Origin of the sequence: Aureimonas sp. SK2 (assembly GCF_029813115.1) — a bacterium.
In the GTDB taxonomy this organism is placed as follows: Bacteria; Pseudomonadota; Alphaproteobacteria; order Rhizobiales; family Rhizobiaceae; genus Aureimonas.
The window spans coordinates 208,545-223,052 of sequence record NZ_JAPZDS010000006.1; the positions used below are offsets into that span (position 1 = coordinate 208,545).

Consider the following 14,508-nt stretch of genomic DNA (forward strand, 5'->3'; position numbering starts at 1 on the left):
GTTCTTTAGAAGCAGTCCAGCCGCGTTCGGAGCCTCGCATCCGCGCGCTCCTGCCAGCCGCGATCGCGTGACGGAGTGATCCTTGTCCGACATCAAATCCGCCCGGCCCCTGTCGCCGCATCTCACGGTCTACCGGTTCCGGCCGACCATGGCCATGTCGATCCTCCACCGCATCACGGGCGGCGCACTCTACGTGGGCACGGCGCTGGTGGTCTGGTGGCTGATCGCCGCCGCCAGCGGCCCGGAGGCCTTCTCCTACGCCTCCGCCTTCTTCGGCTCCATCATCGGGCGGCTGATCCTGTTCGGCTACAGCTGGGCGCTCCTGCACCACATGGCGGGCGGCATCCGCCATCTGGTCTGGGACACGGGCGCCGGCCTCGGCCGCGAGGAATCCACCAAGCTCGCCATCGCCACGCTGGTCGCCTCGCTCGTGGGCACCGTGCTCCTGTGGCTGGTCGTCGTGATCGTCTGAGGAAGGATTTCGTCATGGATATGAGAACTCCCCTGAAGCGGGTGCGCGGCTACGGCGCGGCGGGCGAAGGCACCGGTCATTTCTGGATGCAGCGGCTGACCGCCGTCGCCAACCTCTTCCTGATCTCCTTCTTCGTCGTCCTCCTGATCGCGCTGCACGACGAACCCTTCGAGGGCGTGCGCGCCGCCTTCGCCAACCCGCTGGTCGGCCTCGTCATGGGCCTTGTGGTGATCTCGGTCTGTGTCCACATGCGGCTCGGCATGCAGACGATCATCGAGGACTACGTGCACGGCGGCGCGCGGGTGGCCCTCGTGATCCTCAACACCTTCTTCGCGGTGCTCGTCGCCTCGGCGAGCCTCTTCGCGATCGTCAAGATGAGCTTCGGAGCCTGACCATGGCGACTGCCCAGCCCCATCGCAGCGCACCTGCCCAGAACGGCAAGGCCTACACGTTCATCGACCACACGTTCGACGTCGTGGTGGTGGGCGCCGGCGGCGCGGGCCTTCGCGCCACGCTCGGCGCGGCGCAGGCCGGCCTCAAGACCGCCTGCATCACCAAGGTCTTCCCGACCCGCTCGCACACCGTCGCCGCGCAAGGGGGCGTCGCCGCCTCGCTCGGCAACATGGGCGAGGACAACTGGCGCTGGCACATGTACGACACCGTGAAGGGGTCGGACTGGCTGGGCGACCAGGACGCGATCGAGTATCTTGTGCGCGAGGCGCCCAAGGCCGTCTACGAGCTCGAGCATTTCGGCGTGCCCTTCTCGCGCACGACCGACGGCAAGATCTACCAGCGTCCGTTCGGGGGCATGACCACCGACTTCGGCAACGGCCCGCCGGCCCAGCGCACCTGCGCCGCCGCCGACCGTACCGGCCACGCCATCCTGCACACGCTCTACGGCCAGTCGCTCCGCTACTCCTCGGAGTTCTTCATCGAGTATTTCGCGATCGACCTGATCATGGACGAGGAGGGCGCCTGCCGCGGCGTCGTCGCCCTCAACATGGACGATGGCTCGATTCACCGCTTCCGCTCCAAGAAGGTGATCCTGGCGACGGGCGGCTACGGTCGGGCCTACTTCTCGGCCACCTCTGCCCATACCTGCACGGGCGACGGCAACGCCATGGTGCTGCGCGCCGGCCTGCCGCTGCAGGACATGGAGTTCGTGCAGTTCCACCCGACCGGCATCTACGGGGCGGGCTGCCTGATCACCGAAGGCGCGCGCGGCGAGGGCGGCTACCTGACCAACTCCGAGGGCGAGCGCTTCATGGAGCGCTACGCGCCAAGCGCCAAGGACCTGGCCTCGCGCGACGTCGTCTCGCGCTCCATGACCATGGAGATCCGCGACGGCCGGGGCGTCGGCAAGAACAAGGACCACATCTTCCTTCACCTCGACCATCTCGACCCGAAGATCCTGCACGAGCGCCTGCCGGGCATCTCGGAATCGGCGCGCATCTTCGCGGGCGTCGACGTGACCAAGGAGCCGATCCCGGTCCTGCCGACCGTCCACTACAACATGGGCGGCATCCCCACGAACTACCACGGCGAGGTGCTGACCAAGCGCGACGGCAACCCGGATTCGGTGGTGCCCGGGCTGATGGCCGTCGGCGAGGCGGCCTGCGTGTCGGTGCACGGCGCCAACCGCCTCGGCTCCAACTCGCTGATCGACCTCGTGGTGTTCGGCCGCGCGGCCGGCCTGCGCTGCGCCGATACCGTCTCGGCCGGCGAGAGCCACGCGCCGCTCCCGGCGAACGCCGGCGACAACTCGCTCGCCCGCCTCGACCGCTTCCGCTACGCCAAGGGCTCGACGGCAACCGCCGAGCTTCGCGACAACATGCAGCGCACGATGCAGTCCAACTGCGCCGTGTTCCGCACGGGCGAGATTCTCGAGGAAGGCCACGAGAAGATCCACCAGGTCTGGCAGGCGTCGGACGACGTGCGCGTCACCGACCGCTCGCTGATCTGGAACACGGACCTGATCGAGACGCTGGAATACGACAACCTGATCGCCCAGGCCGTCGTCACGATGGACTCCGCGCTGGCCCGCCAGGAGTCACGCGGCGCCCATGCCCGCGAAGACTTCCCCGAGCGCGACGACGCCAACTGGATGAAGCACACGCTGAGCTTCTGCGACACGGTCGCCAAGACCGTGACGCTGGAGGACCGCCCGGTCCACACCTACACGATGTCGAACGAGATCGAGTACATCCAGCCGAAGAAGCGCGTCTACTGACGAGGCGCCGGTGAAACGACACCGGTAGCCAAGCGACATCGCGACGAAACCGGGCCGGATCAGAAGGGGGCATCGCAACCCTTCCGATCCGGCCCTTTTCATGTCTATCCACCACGCCCTGACCGCCGCCATTGTCGCCCTTCTGTCCGCGAGCATCGTGCCCGCCGCGGCTGCCACCGCCGCGCCCCGCGCCAAGCCGTCCTTCGACTGCCGCAAGGCCTCGGCCTGGGCGGAAGAGGCGATCTGCGCCGATCCCGTTCTGGCTCGCATCGATCGGCAGATCGCCGAACGCTTTGACCGGTTGATGAAGGGCTTTCCCCGCGGAGCCGCCCGCGATGCGCTGCGGACCGATCAGGGCGCCTTTCTCACCGCGCGCGACTGGGTCGACGAGAGTGTCGACGGCGATCCGAAGGAATGGCTGCTCGGCTGGATGCTTCAGCGGGCCGAGTTCCTGAAGCGCGTGAAGACTCGGCAGGATGGGCTCGTCGGAACCTGGGGCAATGCCTGGGGCGAGGTGGAGCTGCGCCCGCGCGAGGGCGGCCGGTATCGTCTGGTCGGCGGGGTCTCCGAGCCCTTCACGGGCCGATGGACGTGCGAGATCGATCAGGTCAGCGAGCCCGGCGGCACCGTCGTCGCGTTCGCGCCGGAGGACGAGGAGCGGGTCCCCATCGTCCCCCGGCGCGAGGGCGGCGTCCTGTTCCTCGACGGCTTCTCGTCCGATGGCGAAAATCCCAGCGCCACCTTCTGCGGCAATCTCGCAACCGTGGAGCGCGCCTTCTTCCTGGTCGGACCGATCTCGGATGCCGAACCGGAGGATTGGTGAGCCGGGTTCCAATTCCGCCAGCCTCGACGAGCCGGGTACCGGCCTGTCCGCTTTCCGACGGCTTGAAGCTTTGCTATCGCCAAAGGCATGATCTCGGACACGCTGCGCGGTTTCGGCCGCTCTTTCCTCCGCCGCAGCCGCGTCCTGCGCTTCAACGTGAAGCGAGCCGTCGGCCTGACCGACCGGCCGACGCTGGTCGTCTATCCCGGCCGCGTGGCACGGGGACGGCTCACGATCCTCGGCCGGGTGCTGGAGGACGAAGGCGTCTTCGACGCCGCGCATTCCAACTCGTCGCTGCGCAATCTCTGGCTGACCTTCAAGCGCTACGAAACGGACGAGATCGGCGGCGCGCGCGTCTCCTATTCCGGGCCGGTGGGGGCGGGCGAGGTCCACAGCGATAGCGAGGGCTACTTCGAGATCGCGCTCGACGCCTCGCGCCTGGAGGAGGGGGCCGCGCCCTGGACGCCTCTGCGCTTCACGCTCCAGACCGCGCGCGGCTACGATTTCGCGCCGGTGGATGCCGAGGGCCGGGCGCGCGTCGTCTCGTCGCAAGCGCGGTTCGGCGTGATCTCCGACATCGACGACACGATCATCCACACCGGCGCCTTCAAGCTGCTGCGGCACTGGCGCATCGTGACCGCCAATTCGCCCGAAGCCCGCACGGCCTTTCCCGGCGTCTCCGAGTTCTATCGGGCGCTATGCGACGGGGCGGCGGGGCCGGAGACCAACCCTGTCTTCTACGTGTCGTCCAGCCCCTGGAACCTCTCGGACATCTTCGAGCGCTTCATGGCGCTCAAGAACATCCCCGCCGGCCCGATGCTCCTGCGCTCCCTGTCGAGCGACGCGCTCGGCTGGCTGCTGCGCCGCCACCGGAACCACAAGGACCGGGCGATCGACGACTTGATGGCGGACTATCCCGATCTGCGCTTCGTGCTGATCGGCGACAGCGGCCAGAAGGACGCGACGGTCTATGCGGCTGCGGTCGAGCGCCATCCCGGCCGTGTCCTCGCCGTCCATATCCACGACGTGCGGCCGAAGGGAACGGTGTCCGACGAGGTGGAGCGCGAGCTGCGCCGCATCGAGGCGGCCGGGGTGCCGACGACGCTCGGCCGCACGCTGGAGGCGGCCGCCGCCCATGCGGAGGGCGCCGGGCTGGTCGCTCCGGGCACGCACGCGGCCGTGTTGGCCGAGATCGCCGAGGAGGCCGGCAAGCCCGAGCGCTTCGGGCCGTTTCCGGTGATCGTGCAGCCGTGAGCAGGCGTCCGGTTCAGCCTTCGGAAGGGCTCGCGAACATACAAACGGTTTAACCCGCGGGGCGACACCTTGGCGTGTTGCACTGCCCGCGCATTCGTGTTTAGCCCCATTCTAAAGACGCGCATCCCTGTTCAGGACCCGGCCATGGTCGAGCTTTCGCTTCCCAAGAATTCCGTCGTGCAGAAGGGCAAGGTCTGGCCGAAGCCGGCCGGCGCCAAGAACGTGCGCGAGTTCGGCATCTATCGCTGGTCGCCGGACGACGGCCAGAACCCGCGGGTCGACACGTTCTACGTCGACACCGACGACTGCGGCCCGATGGTCCTCGACGCCCTGCTCTGGATCAAGAACAAGGTCGACGCGACCCTGACGCTGCGCCGCTCCTGCCGCGAAGGCATCTGCGGCTCCTGCGCGATGAACATCGACGGCTCCAACACGCTCGCGTGCACCAAGGGCATGGACGAGGTGAAGGGCGCGGTGAAGGTCTATCCGCTGCCGCACATGCCGGTGATCAAGGACCTCGTCCCCGACCTCACCGTGCCTTACGCGCAGCTCCGCTCGATCGAGCCCTGGCTGAAGACAGAGACGCCCGAGCCCGAGAAGGAGTGGCGGCAGAGCCATTCCGACCGCGAGAAGCTGGACGGGCTCTACGAGTGCATTCTCTGCTTCTGCTGCCAGACCTCGTGCCCGAGCTACTGGTGGAACGGCGACCGCTATCTCGGCCCTGCCGTGCTGCTCCAGGCCTATCGCTGGCTGATCGACTCGCGCGACGAGGCGACCGGCGAGCGTCTCGACCAGCTCGAGGACCCGTTCCGCCTGTATCGCTGCCACACGATCATGAACTGCACGCAGGCCTGCCCCAAGGGTCTCAACCCGGCCAAGGCCATCGCCGAGATCAAGAAAATGATGGTGGAACGCCGCGTCTGACGACGGGGCCTTGCATCCGCCGGGTTCGGCGCGCCGTATCTCGGGCGCCGACCCTTCGCGGAGCTTTTCCATGACGCGTTCTTCCTTTCTGCGGCCGGGCGTCCTCGCGCTCGGCCTTTTCGCAGCCCTCACGCCGCTCGCCGCCCAGGCCGACGAGGCGATTCTCGCGGGTGGCTGCTTCTGGTCCATGGAGACCGATCTCGACCGCGTGCCCGGGGTGACAGAGACCATTTCCGGCTACACCGGCGGTCATCTCAAGAACCCGACCTATCAGGACGTCATCACCGAGACGACGGGTCACTACGAGGCTGTCAAGGTCACCTACGACCCGGCCAAGATCTCCTACGATCAGCTTCTTCAGGCCTACTGGCATTCGATCGACCCGACGGACGCGGGCGGCCAGTTCTGCGACCGGGGCGATTCCTACCGGACGGCGGTGTTCGCGATGAACGACGCGCAACGCAAGGCGGCGGACGCGAGCAAGTCCGCCGTGCAGAAGGAACTGGGACGGACGGTCGCCACCGCCGTGCTGCCGGCCGCGCAATTCTACCCGGCTGAGGACTACCACCAGGACTACGCGCAGAAAAACCCCGGCCACTACAAGCGCTACCGCATCGGCTGCGGCCGCGATGCGGCTGTGAAGGCCGTCTGGGGCGACAAGGCGCAGGCCGAAATGACCGGCAAGCTCGGCTGAGGGGAACCGAAGCGTCCCTTGAGCGTAATGGAACCGAAGCGACCGGCGCGGTAGGCAACGCGCCGGCTTTTGTTTGCGGTTTCAGGAGCTTTTCGATGGCCAAGCAGGGCAAGACCCCGATCCATCCGACCAAGAACACCCAGAACGAGAACCTCCGCCGCTCCATGATCGAGCTGCTCCAGGTCCATCTGGCCTCGTCCATCGACCTCAGCTACCAGGCCAAGCAGGCGCACTGGAACGTCAAGGGTCACAATTTCTACGGCACGCACCTCCTGTTCGACCAGCTGCACGAACAGGCCGAGGGCTATGTCGACACGATCGCGGAGCGCCTGACGGCTCTCGGCGGTCAGGCGCGCGGCACGGTGCACGCCGCCTCGGAGGCGACGGTGCTCGACCCCTATCCGCTGGATCTCGTCGATTCCATGGACCACCTCAAGCGTCTGGCCGACTCCTACGCCAAGTGGGGCGGCGCGCTGAAGGAAGCGGTCAAGGAATCGGACGACGCGGGCGACGACCTGACGGCGGATCTCTTCACGGAGGTCGCACGTGGCGTCGACAAGTCGCTCTATTTCCTCGAGAGCCACTTCCAGCGCGCCTGACGGTTCCCGGCGCGTCGGCTCATCCTCCTCCCAGGACGGCGCGCACGAAAAAGGGCGGCTTTTCGCAAGCCGCCCTTTTTTGTCGTCCACCGTTCGGCGGAGCTTATTCGATGGTCTGGCCGGTCTTCGCCCAGTCGGCGACGAAGGCCTTCAGGCCGTTGTCGGTGAGCGGATGCTTGACCAGCGACTTCAGCGTCGCCGGCGGCACGGTCGCGACGTCGGCCCCCAGCAGCGCGGCCTCGCGCACGTGGTTGGGCGTGCGGATCGAGGCGGCGAGGATCTCGGTCTCGAAGCCGTAGTTGTCGTAGATGCGGCGGATGTCGGAGATCAGCTCCATGCCGTCGATGTTCATGTCGTCGAGGCGACCGACGAAGGGCGAGATGTAGGTCGCGCCGGCTTTCGCCGCGAGCAGCGCCTGATTGGCCGAGAAGCACAGCGTGACGTTGGTCTTGATGCCGTCCTCGGTGAAGTGCTTGCAGGCCTTGAGGCCGTCCAGCGTCAGCGGCAGCTTGACCACGATGTTGGGCGCGATGCCGGCGATGATCTTGCCCTCGCGCATCATGCCGTCGAAGTCGGTCGAGGCGACCTCGCCCGAGACCGGGCCGTCGGTCACGTCGCAGATCTCCTTCAGGAGCTCCTTGAGCGGCCGGTTGGCCTTGAGGACCAGCGACGGGTTGGTCGTCACGCCGTCGATCAGGCCGGCGTCCTGAAGCTCCCTGATCTCGGCAATGTCGGCCGTATCGACGAAAAATTTCATGGAAATCGTCCTTCGTTCACCGGCGCTCGGCCAGCCCCTCCCATGGGGCCGACGGCGTCGCCGTCGATCCTGATGTGTGGTGGTGTATAGGAGCCCGTTCCGGAAGCAAGCGGGAATCGGCCCCGTCCGGCCTTCGGCAAAGCCCTTTCATCGAACAGTACGAAGGACGATATGGGGGGCGAGGCGCCCGGTTGCGAGCGCTTTGCTTTTTGCGATCCCGACGGCCGACGCTTGGACCAGACACTGACCCCGCTCACCGACCTCCTGTTCGCGCCGGACGCCCTGCCCGGCGGGCCGAAGGTCGTGCCCGTCCTGGTGCCGCTGCCCGCCGAGCGGCCCTATTCCTACCGCGTGCCTGCTGGCATGACGGTCGTGCCGGGCTCCATCGTCCAGGTGCCGCTGGGGCCGCGCCAGGTCGCGGGCGTCGTCTGGGATCAGCCGACCGACGCGGTGGATCCGAAGAAGCTGAAGGCCATCACCCACGTCTTCGACTGCCCGCCGCTGGACGCAACGATGCGCCGCTTTGTGGACTGGGTGGCGGACTATACGCTCTCGCCGCCGGGTCTCGTGGCGCGCATGGTGCTCCGGGCGCCCGTCGCCTTCGATCCCGAGCCCCATGTCGAGGGTTTGCGGGCGACCGGCGTGCTGCCGCCGCGCATGACGCCGACGCGCCAGCGCGTGCTGGACGTCTTGGCGCAGTCGCCCGAATGGACGCGCTCGGGCCTTGCCAACGCGTCCGGTGTCGCCGTCTCGGTGGTGGACGGACTTCTGAAAGCTGGGGCGCTGGAGCCGGTGTCGCTGCCGCCGCAGCCCGCCGTCCCCGAGCCCGACACGGCCCACGGCCGCGCCGAGCTGACGCCGGGCCAGCAGGCCGCCGCCGATCGTCTGATCGCACCGGTTGAGGCCGGCGGGTTCTCGGTCAGCCTCCTGGAAGGCGTGACCGGATCGGGCAAGACGGAGGTCTATTTCGAGGCTGTCGCGCGTGCCCTGGAGAAGGGCGACCAGGTGCTGATCCTCCTGCCCGAGATCGCGCTGACGCAGAGCTTCATCGACCGCTTCCACGCCCGATTCGGCGCCGAGCCCGCCCAGTGGCATTCGGACGTGGCGCCCCGCATGCGCGAAAAGGTCTGGCGCCAGGTGGCGGAGGGGCGTGTCAAGGTGGTGGCCGGTGCCCGTTCGGCGCTGTTCCTGCCGTTCCGTAGCCTCGGCCTCGTGATCGTCGACGAGGAGCACGACCCCGCCTACAAGCAGGAAGACCGCACCTTCTACCACGCCCGCGACATGGCCGTGGTGCGGGGGCGGGAAGGGGGCTTCCCGGTGATCCTCGCGTCCGCGACGCCCTCGCTGGAAAGCCGCGTCAACGCGCGAGCCGGGCGTTACGCCCATGTGCCGCTCGGCAGCCGCTTCGCCGACGCCGCGCTGCCCGACCTGTCGCTGGTGGACCTGCGCCGCCATCCGCCGGCGCGCGGGCGGTTCCTCTCGCCAGTCCTTCTCACTGCCATCGAGGAAACCGTCGCGCGCGGCGAGCAGGCCCTCCTCTTCCTCAACCGGCGGGGCTATGCGCCGCTGACGCTGTGCCGCGCCTGCGGTCACCGCTTCCAGTGCTCGCAATGCTCTGCCTGGCTGGTGGACCACCGATTGCGGGGCACCCTCCAGTGCCACCATTGCGGCCACGCGCAGCACCGGCCGGAAAGCTGCCCCGCCTGCGGCACGCTCGACCATCTCGTCGCCTGCGGCCCGGGCGTCGAGCGCATCGCCGAGGAGATGCTGGAGACCTTTCCCGACGCGCGCACCATCCTCCTTTCCTCCGACCTGCCGGGCGGGGCGCGGCGGCTGCGGCGGGAACTGGACGCGGTGGCGGACGGCGAGGCCGACATCGTGATCGGCACGCAGCTCGTCGCCAAGGGGCACCATTTCCCGATGATGACGCTGGTCGGCGCGGTGGACGCCGATCTCGGCCTCTCGAACGGCGACCCGCGGGCGGCCGAGCGCACGTTCCAGCTCCTGCACCAGGTGACGGGCCGCGCGGGGCGCTCGGGCCTCGCCAGCCGCGGCATGATCCAGACCTGGAGCCCGGAGCACCCGGTGATGCAGGCGCTGGTGGCCGCCGATCCCGACCGCTTCTACGACCGCGAGGCGGACGAGCGCGAGCGGGCGGGCCTTCCGCCCTTCGGGCGCCTCGCCGCGATCATCGTCTCGGCCGACACGCGGCGCGACGCGGAGGCGCACGGGCGCGAACTGGCGCGCGCGGCGCCCGAAGACATGGGCATCGAGGTGCTGGGGCCTGCCGAGGCACCGCTTGCCCTCGTGCGCGGTCGCCATCGCTTCCGCCTTCTCGCGCAGGGCGGGCGGCGCGCGCCGCTCCAGGCCTTCCTGCGCGCCATGATCGCGCAGGCGCCCCGGCCGCGCGGTTCGGTGCACGTGCAGATCGACATCGACCCGCAAAGCTTTCTCTGAGCAGGCCTTTCGCCCTTGTCATTCGTGGGGCGATCCTGTCATGGCAGAAACGTTCCAAGGCGCGGGGGAAGGGCACATGGGGATCGGACGGCTGGGCGCTGCCACGCTGATGCTTCTCGTCGCCGGCTCAGCCGCAGCGCAGGAGCCGGCGCCCATGGCCGGGCCGCCTGCCGGGCAGGATGCGATCTTCTGGTATCCCGCCCCCTCGCGATGCACCTACTTCACGCCCGAAGCCAAGGCCGCCTTCCGCTTCGACGACCCCGGGACCTGGCGCTTCGCCTTTCTCGTGATGCGAGAGACCAAGGCCGAGAACCCGGTGGAGCGCGGCTACGTGATGGTGGACGGCGTGCTGCGCGAGCTGGAGAAGGTGCGCTCCGGCGCCGACGGGGCGCAGGCCAACGTCACCGTCTGGCGCTCGGCCGGCGAGCCGCGCGTCAACGTCAACATGACGGTTCGCGAGACGGGCCACACGGCCGAGGCGACCGAGCTGGAAGGCACGATGACGCTGATTCGCGGCGGCGGGCGCACGGAGATCGCAGTGGAAGGAAACTGCATCGGCTAAGCCGTCCGGCTTTGCCGCTATGGCCGATTTCGGCTAAGCCCACGCGCGACCTGCCATCCGACGCCGCGAGCCATGCGACATGATCGAGCTTCCCACCACGACGGCCGAGGCGCTGCCCTTCGCGGCCGCGGCCTTCAGCATCCTCTACGGCCTGTTCGCGCTCTTCGCGCCGGGCACCTTCCTGCGCATGGCCAAGCTCCAGCCGGTAGGCGAGCGGCGCGTGGGCCTTTCGGAAATCCGGGGCTCTCTGGCGGGCTTTCCGCTGGGCGTCGGGCTCGTCACGCTGTTCTTCTTCATCCAGCCCTTCACCCAGATGGCGCTCGGCGCCGGGTGGCTCATCGTGGCCTTCGGCCGCCTCGTCTCCATCCTGTCGGACGATGCGTCGAGCTTTGGCAACTGGCTCTGGCTGCTGGTCAACCTCGTTCTTGCGGGCGCCTGTCTGGCACCGGTTTTCGGTCTCGTCGCGGCTTGAGCGACCCGGCCGTAAACCATGCTGTGAACCCGCGTTTTGGGCGCCCAAGCTCTGTTGTGGAGCGGGAAACCCTGTGCTAGACGACCCCTCATCGCGGTCAGGCCGGGGACAGGTTCCCGGCGTTCGCGACCTTTTTTTGACCAGTTCCCACGAGCCTTCGCGACCTGATCGGGCGGGTGCGGGAACCCAGATTAGAAGAGAAGCGATCGTCCGTGGCACAATCCTCCTCTCCGGTTTCCGGGGTCGCCGAACGCTACGCCCAGTCCCTCTTCGAGCTTGCTCGCGACGAAGGTTCGATCGACGCGACGGAGTCCGAGCTTCGTGAGTACCAGTCGCTGATCGACGAGAGCGCCGACTTCCGGCGCCTCGTGGAAAGCCCGGCCTTCACGTCGGACGACCAGCTCCGCGCCATCACCGCGGTGGTCGCCGAGACGAAGCCGAGCCCGCTCGTCGGCAATTTCCTGAAGGTCGTCGCGGCCAACCGCCGCCTCTTCGCGCTGCGCGCCATCGTGCGCGGCTTCCGACAGATGGCCGCCGCCCATCGCGGCGAGGTGGATGCGGAAGTGATCAGCGCCCATGCGCTGAACGACGAGCAGCGGCGCGAACTGCGCGACGCGCTCGGCCGCTACACGTCGAAGACCGTTACCATGCGCGAGAGCGTCGACCCTGCGATCCTTGGCGGCCTCGTGGTCCGCATCGGCTCGCGCCAGATCGACACCTCGCTTCGCACCAAACTCTCATCCCTTAAGCTTGCGCTGAAAGAGGTCGGCTGATGGACATCCGGGCCGCGGAAATTTCCGCAATCCTCAAGAACCAGATCAAGAACTTCGGCAACGAGGCGGAAGTCTCCGAAGTCGGTACGGTTCTTTCCGTCGGCGACGGCATCGCGCGCGTCTACGGCCTCGACCAGTGCCAGGCCGGCGAAATGGTCGAGTTCCCCGGCGGCGTGCGCGGCATGGCGCTGAACCTCGAGTCCGACAATGTCGGTATCGTGATCTTCGGCTCCGACCGCGACATCAAGGAAGGCGACACCGTCCGCCGCACCGGCGCGATCGTGGACGTCCCGGTCGGCAAGGGCCTCCTCGGCCGCGTGGTCGACGGTCTCGGCAACCCAATCGACGGCAAGGGCCCGATCGAGTCCACCGAGCGCCGCCGCGTCGACGTCAAGGCGCCCGGCATCATCCCGCGCAAGTCGGTGCACGAGCCGATGTCGACTGGCCTCAAGGCCATCGACGCCCTGATCCCGGTCGGTCGCGGCCAGCGCGAGCTCGTCATCGGCGATCGCCAGACCGGCAAGACCGCCATCCTGCTCGACACCTTCCTCAACCAGAAGCCGGCGCACGACGCTGGGGCCGAGAAGGACAAGCTCTACTGCATCTACGTGGCGATCGGCCAGAAGCGCTCGACCGTCGCGCAGTTCGTCCGCACGCTCGAAGAGCGCGGCGCGATGGCCTATTCGATCGTGGTCGCCGCGACCGCTTCCGATCCGGCCCCGCTCCAGTACATCGCGCCCTTCGCCGGCTGCGCGATGGGCGAGTATTTCCGCGACAACGGCATGCATGCCGTGATCGCCTATGACGACCTGTCCAAGCAGGCCGTGTCCTACCGCCAGATGTCGCTGCTGCTGCGTCGTCCGCCGGGCCGCGAGGCCTATCCGGGCGACGTGTTCTACCTGCACTCGCGCCTTCTTGAGCGCGCGGCCAAGCTCAACGACGAGATGGGCGCCGGTTCGCTGACCGCTCTCCCCGTCATCGAGACGCAGGCCAACGACGTGTCGGCCTATATCCCGACCAACGTGATCTCCATCACCGACGGCCAGATCTTCCTCGAGACCAACCTGTTCTACCAGGGCATCCGTCCGGCCGTGAACGTCGGTCTCTCGGTGTCGCGCGTCGGCTCGGCCGCCCAGGTCAAGGCGATGAAGCAGGTCGCCGGCTCGATCAAGGGCGAGCTCGCGCAGTACCGCGAGATGGCGGCCTTCGCGCAGTTCGGCTCCGACCTCGACGCTTCGACGCAGCGCCTCCTCAACCGCGGCGCCCGCCTGACCGAGCTCCTGAAGCAGCCGCAGTTCTCGCCGCTGAAGACGGAAGAGCAGGTCGCTGTGATCTTCGCGGGAACGCAGGGCTATCTCGACAAGCTCAAGGTCTCGGACGTCGGCCGCTTCGAGGAGGGTCTCCTCACCTCGCTGCGCACCGAGCACAAGGCCGTGCTGGACACGATCGCCACCGAGAAGGCGCTGTCGGACGACACGCGCGCCAAGCTCAAGGCGGTGCTCGAGCAGTTCTCGAAGTCCTTCGCGTAAAGCCCCAGCCGCTCGCACTAACGGCCACGGCCGCCCAGGAGACTGACCCGACAGATGGCTTCGCTCAAGGATCTGCGAAACCGCATCGCCTCGGTCAAGGCGACGCAGAAGATCACCAAGGCCATGCAGATGGTCGCGGCGGCCAAGCTCCGCCGCGCCCAGGATGCGGCCGAGGCGGCTCGCCCCTATTCCGAGCGCATGGCATCGGTTCTGGCCAATATCGCGGGCGCCATGGAGGACGGCGAGGGCCTGCCTCTGATGGTCGGCACCGGTAAGGACGACGTGCACCTGCTCGTCGTCTTCACCTCCGACCGCGGCCTGTGCGGCGGCTTCAACTCGCAGATCGTCCGTCTGGTCCGCGAGCACATCCGCCGCCTCGAAGGCGCCGGCAAGACCGTGAAGATCATCTCGGTCGGCAAGAAGGGCACGGACCTGATGCGCCGGGACTTCGGCGACCGGATCGTCGCCCGTCTCGACCACGGCGGCGCGCGCACGATCGGCTTCTCGGCCGCCGAAGCGGTCGCCGACAAGATCATGGAACTGTTCGAGGCCGGCCAGTTCGACGTCGCGACGGTGTTCTACTCCGCCTTCGTCAACGTCATCACCCAGGTCCCGACCGCGCAGCGGATCATCCCCGCCGAGGTGCCCAAGGTCGACCAGGCGACAACCGAAGCCGGCGGCGCGACCGCGCTCTACGAATATGAGCCCGGTCCGGAGGAGATCCTCGCCGATCTCATCCCGCGCAACATCAAGGTGCAGCTCTTCCGCGCGCTGCTCGAGAACGGCGCGTCGGAGCAGGGCGCCCGGATGAGCGCGATGGACAACGCCACGCGCAACGCCGGCGACATGATCAACAAGCTTTCGATCTCCTACAACCGTCAGCGCCAGGCGCAGATCACGACGGAGCTGATCGAGATCATTGCGGGCGCCGAGGCGCTCTGAGGATTACCGGCTGCGCCGCC

The 14,508-nt window shown here is 67.9% G+C and carries 15 protein-coding genes; 14 read left to right on the plus strand and 1 reads right to left on the minus strand.

Features of this window, described 5'->3' with window-relative positions:
• The first annotated feature begins 82 nt into the window (after window positions 1-82).
• The 8 genes from sdhC to dps all read left to right on the plus strand — a co-directional run bounded on the left by sdhC (window position 83) and on the right by dps (window position 6,996).
• Entirely contained in the window at window positions 83-472 is a 390-nt protein-coding gene (gene sdhC / locus O5O54_RS09940) for a succinate dehydrogenase, cytochrome b556 subunit (protein WP_279481189.1), read from the plus strand.
• A 14-nt stretch (window positions 473-486) separates the two neighbouring features.
• Window positions 487-864 (plus strand): succinate dehydrogenase, hydrophobic membrane anchor protein, encoded by a 378-nt coding sequence (gene sdhD / locus O5O54_RS09945; protein ID WP_279481192.1) that lies wholly within the window; start codon window positions 487-489, stop codon window positions 862-864.
• A gap of 2 nt (window positions 865-866) precedes the next feature.
• Complete coding sequence (gene sdhA / locus O5O54_RS09950; protein WP_279481193.1) at window positions 867-2,702, plus strand: succinate dehydrogenase flavoprotein subunit; 1,836 nt, start codon at window positions 867-869, stop codon at window positions 2,700-2,702.
• Window positions 2,703-2,802: 100 nt separating this feature from the next.
• Window positions 2,803-3,525, plus strand: coding sequence for a hypothetical protein (locus O5O54_RS09955; RefSeq protein WP_279481196.1), 723 nt, complete (start codon window positions 2,803-2,805; stop codon window positions 3,523-3,525).
• 87 nt (window positions 3,526-3,612) lie between these two features.
• Window positions 3,613-4,779, plus strand: coding sequence for an App1 family protein (locus O5O54_RS09960; protein WP_279481197.1), 1,167 nt, complete (start codon window positions 3,613-3,615; stop codon window positions 4,777-4,779).
• Window positions 4,780-4,923: 144 nt separating this feature from the next.
• Complete coding sequence (locus O5O54_RS09965; protein ID WP_279481199.1) at window positions 4,924-5,703, plus strand: succinate dehydrogenase iron-sulfur subunit; 780 nt, start codon at window positions 4,924-4,926, stop codon at window positions 5,701-5,703.
• 70 nt (window positions 5,704-5,773) lie between these two features.
• Window positions 5,774-6,397, plus strand: a complete 624-nt coding sequence (msrA, locus tag O5O54_RS09970; protein ID WP_279481201.1) for a peptide-methionine (S)-S-oxide reductase MsrA — start codon at window positions 5,774-5,776, stop codon at window positions 6,395-6,397.
• Between the two features lie 95 nt (window positions 6,398-6,492).
• The gene (gene dps, locus O5O54_RS09975; protein WP_279481203.1) at window positions 6,493-6,996 is read left to right on the plus strand and encodes a DNA starvation/stationary phase protection protein Dps; all 504 of its coding nucleotides are present in this window, start codon (window positions 6,493-6,495) and stop codon (window positions 6,994-6,996) included.
• A 103-nt stretch (window positions 6,997-7,099) separates the two neighbouring features.
• Here dps and fsa read toward each other — a convergent pair whose 3' ends face one another.
• Entirely contained in the window at window positions 7,100-7,753 is a 654-nt protein-coding gene (gene fsa, locus O5O54_RS09980; RefSeq protein WP_279481205.1) for a fructose-6-phosphate aldolase, read from the minus strand.
• Window positions 7,754-7,924: 171 nt separating this feature from the next.
• On the opposite strand from fsa, the gene O5O54_RS09985 reads away from it, so the two are divergent.
• From O5O54_RS09985 to O5O54_RS10010, 6 genes are all read left to right on the plus strand, one after another.
• Window positions 7,925-10,210 (plus strand): primosomal protein N', encoded by a 2,286-nt coding sequence (locus O5O54_RS09985; protein WP_407061684.1) that lies wholly within the window; start codon window positions 7,925-7,927, stop codon window positions 10,208-10,210.
• A 40-nt stretch (window positions 10,211-10,250) separates the two neighbouring features.
• On the plus strand, window positions 10,251-10,772 hold the full coding sequence (locus tag O5O54_RS09990; RefSeq protein ID WP_279481208.1) for a hypothetical protein: 522 nt from the start codon (window positions 10,251-10,253) through the stop codon (window positions 10,770-10,772).
• 79 nt (window positions 10,773-10,851) lie between these two features.
• The gene (locus tag O5O54_RS09995) at window positions 10,852-11,244 is read left to right on the plus strand and encodes a DUF4345 family protein (RefSeq protein ID WP_279481210.1); all 393 of its coding nucleotides are present in this window, start codon (window positions 10,852-10,854) and stop codon (window positions 11,242-11,244) included.
• A 212-nt stretch (window positions 11,245-11,456) separates the two neighbouring features.
• Window positions 11,457-12,017, plus strand: a complete 561-nt coding sequence (locus O5O54_RS10000; RefSeq protein ID WP_279481211.1) for a F0F1 ATP synthase subunit delta — start codon at window positions 11,457-11,459, stop codon at window positions 12,015-12,017.
• Window positions 12,017-13,546 (plus strand): F0F1 ATP synthase subunit alpha, encoded by a 1,530-nt coding sequence (atpA, locus tag O5O54_RS10005; protein ID WP_279481213.1) that lies wholly within the window; start codon window positions 12,017-12,019, stop codon window positions 13,544-13,546. Before O5O54_RS10000 ends, atpA begins: the two co-directional genes overlap by 1 nt.
• 54 nt (window positions 13,547-13,600) lie before the next feature.
• Window positions 13,601-14,488, plus strand: coding sequence for a F0F1 ATP synthase subunit gamma (locus tag O5O54_RS10010; protein WP_279481215.1), 888 nt, complete (start codon window positions 13,601-13,603; stop codon window positions 14,486-14,488).
• The last annotated feature ends 20 nt before the right edge of the window (window positions 14,489-14,508 follow it).

Excerpts from the sequence above, each read along its gene's own strand:
- sdhD (WP_279481192.1), top strand. The coding sequence starts at position 487 with ATGGATATGAGAACTCCCCTGAAGCGGGTGCGCGGCTACGGCGCGGCG.
- sdhA (WP_279481193.1), top strand. The coding sequence starts at position 867 with ATGGCGACTGCCCAGCCCCATCGCAGCGCACCTGCCCAGAACGGCAAG.
- O5O54_RS09955 (WP_279481196.1), top strand. The coding sequence starts at position 2,803 with ATGTCTATCCACCACGCCCTGACCGCCGCCATTGTCGCCCTTCTGTCC.
- O5O54_RS09960 (WP_279481197.1), top strand. The coding sequence starts at position 3,613 with ATGATCTCGGACACGCTGCGCGGTTTCGGCCGCTCTTTCCTCCGCCGC.
- O5O54_RS09965 (WP_279481199.1), top strand. The coding sequence starts at position 4,924 with ATGGTCGAGCTTTCGCTTCCCAAGAATTCCGTCGTGCAGAAGGGCAAG.
- msrA (WP_279481201.1), top strand. The coding sequence starts at position 5,774 with ATGACGCGTTCTTCCTTTCTGCGGCCGGGCGTCCTCGCGCTCGGCCTT.
- dps (WP_279481203.1), top strand. The coding sequence starts at position 6,493 with ATGGCCAAGCAGGGCAAGACCCCGATCCATCCGACCAAGAACACCCAG.
- fsa (WP_279481205.1), bottom strand. The coding sequence starts at position 7,753 with ATGAAATTTTTCGTCGATACGGCCGACATTGCCGAGATCAGGGAGCTT.
- O5O54_RS09985 (WP_407061684.1), top strand. The coding sequence starts at position 7,925 with ATGGGGGGCGAGGCGCCCGGTTGCGAGCGCTTTGCTTTTTGCGATCCC.
- O5O54_RS09990 (WP_279481208.1), top strand. The coding sequence starts at position 10,251 with ATGGCAGAAACGTTCCAAGGCGCGGGGGAAGGGCACATGGGGATCGGA.
- O5O54_RS09995 (WP_279481210.1), top strand. The coding sequence starts at position 10,852 with ATGATCGAGCTTCCCACCACGACGGCCGAGGCGCTGCCCTTCGCGGCC.
- atpA (WP_279481213.1), top strand. The coding sequence starts at position 12,017 with ATGGACATCCGGGCCGCGGAAATTTCCGCAATCCTCAAGAACCAGATC.
- O5O54_RS10010 (WP_279481215.1), top strand. The coding sequence starts at position 13,601 with ATGGCTTCGCTCAAGGATCTGCGAAACCGCATCGCCTCGGTCAAGGCG.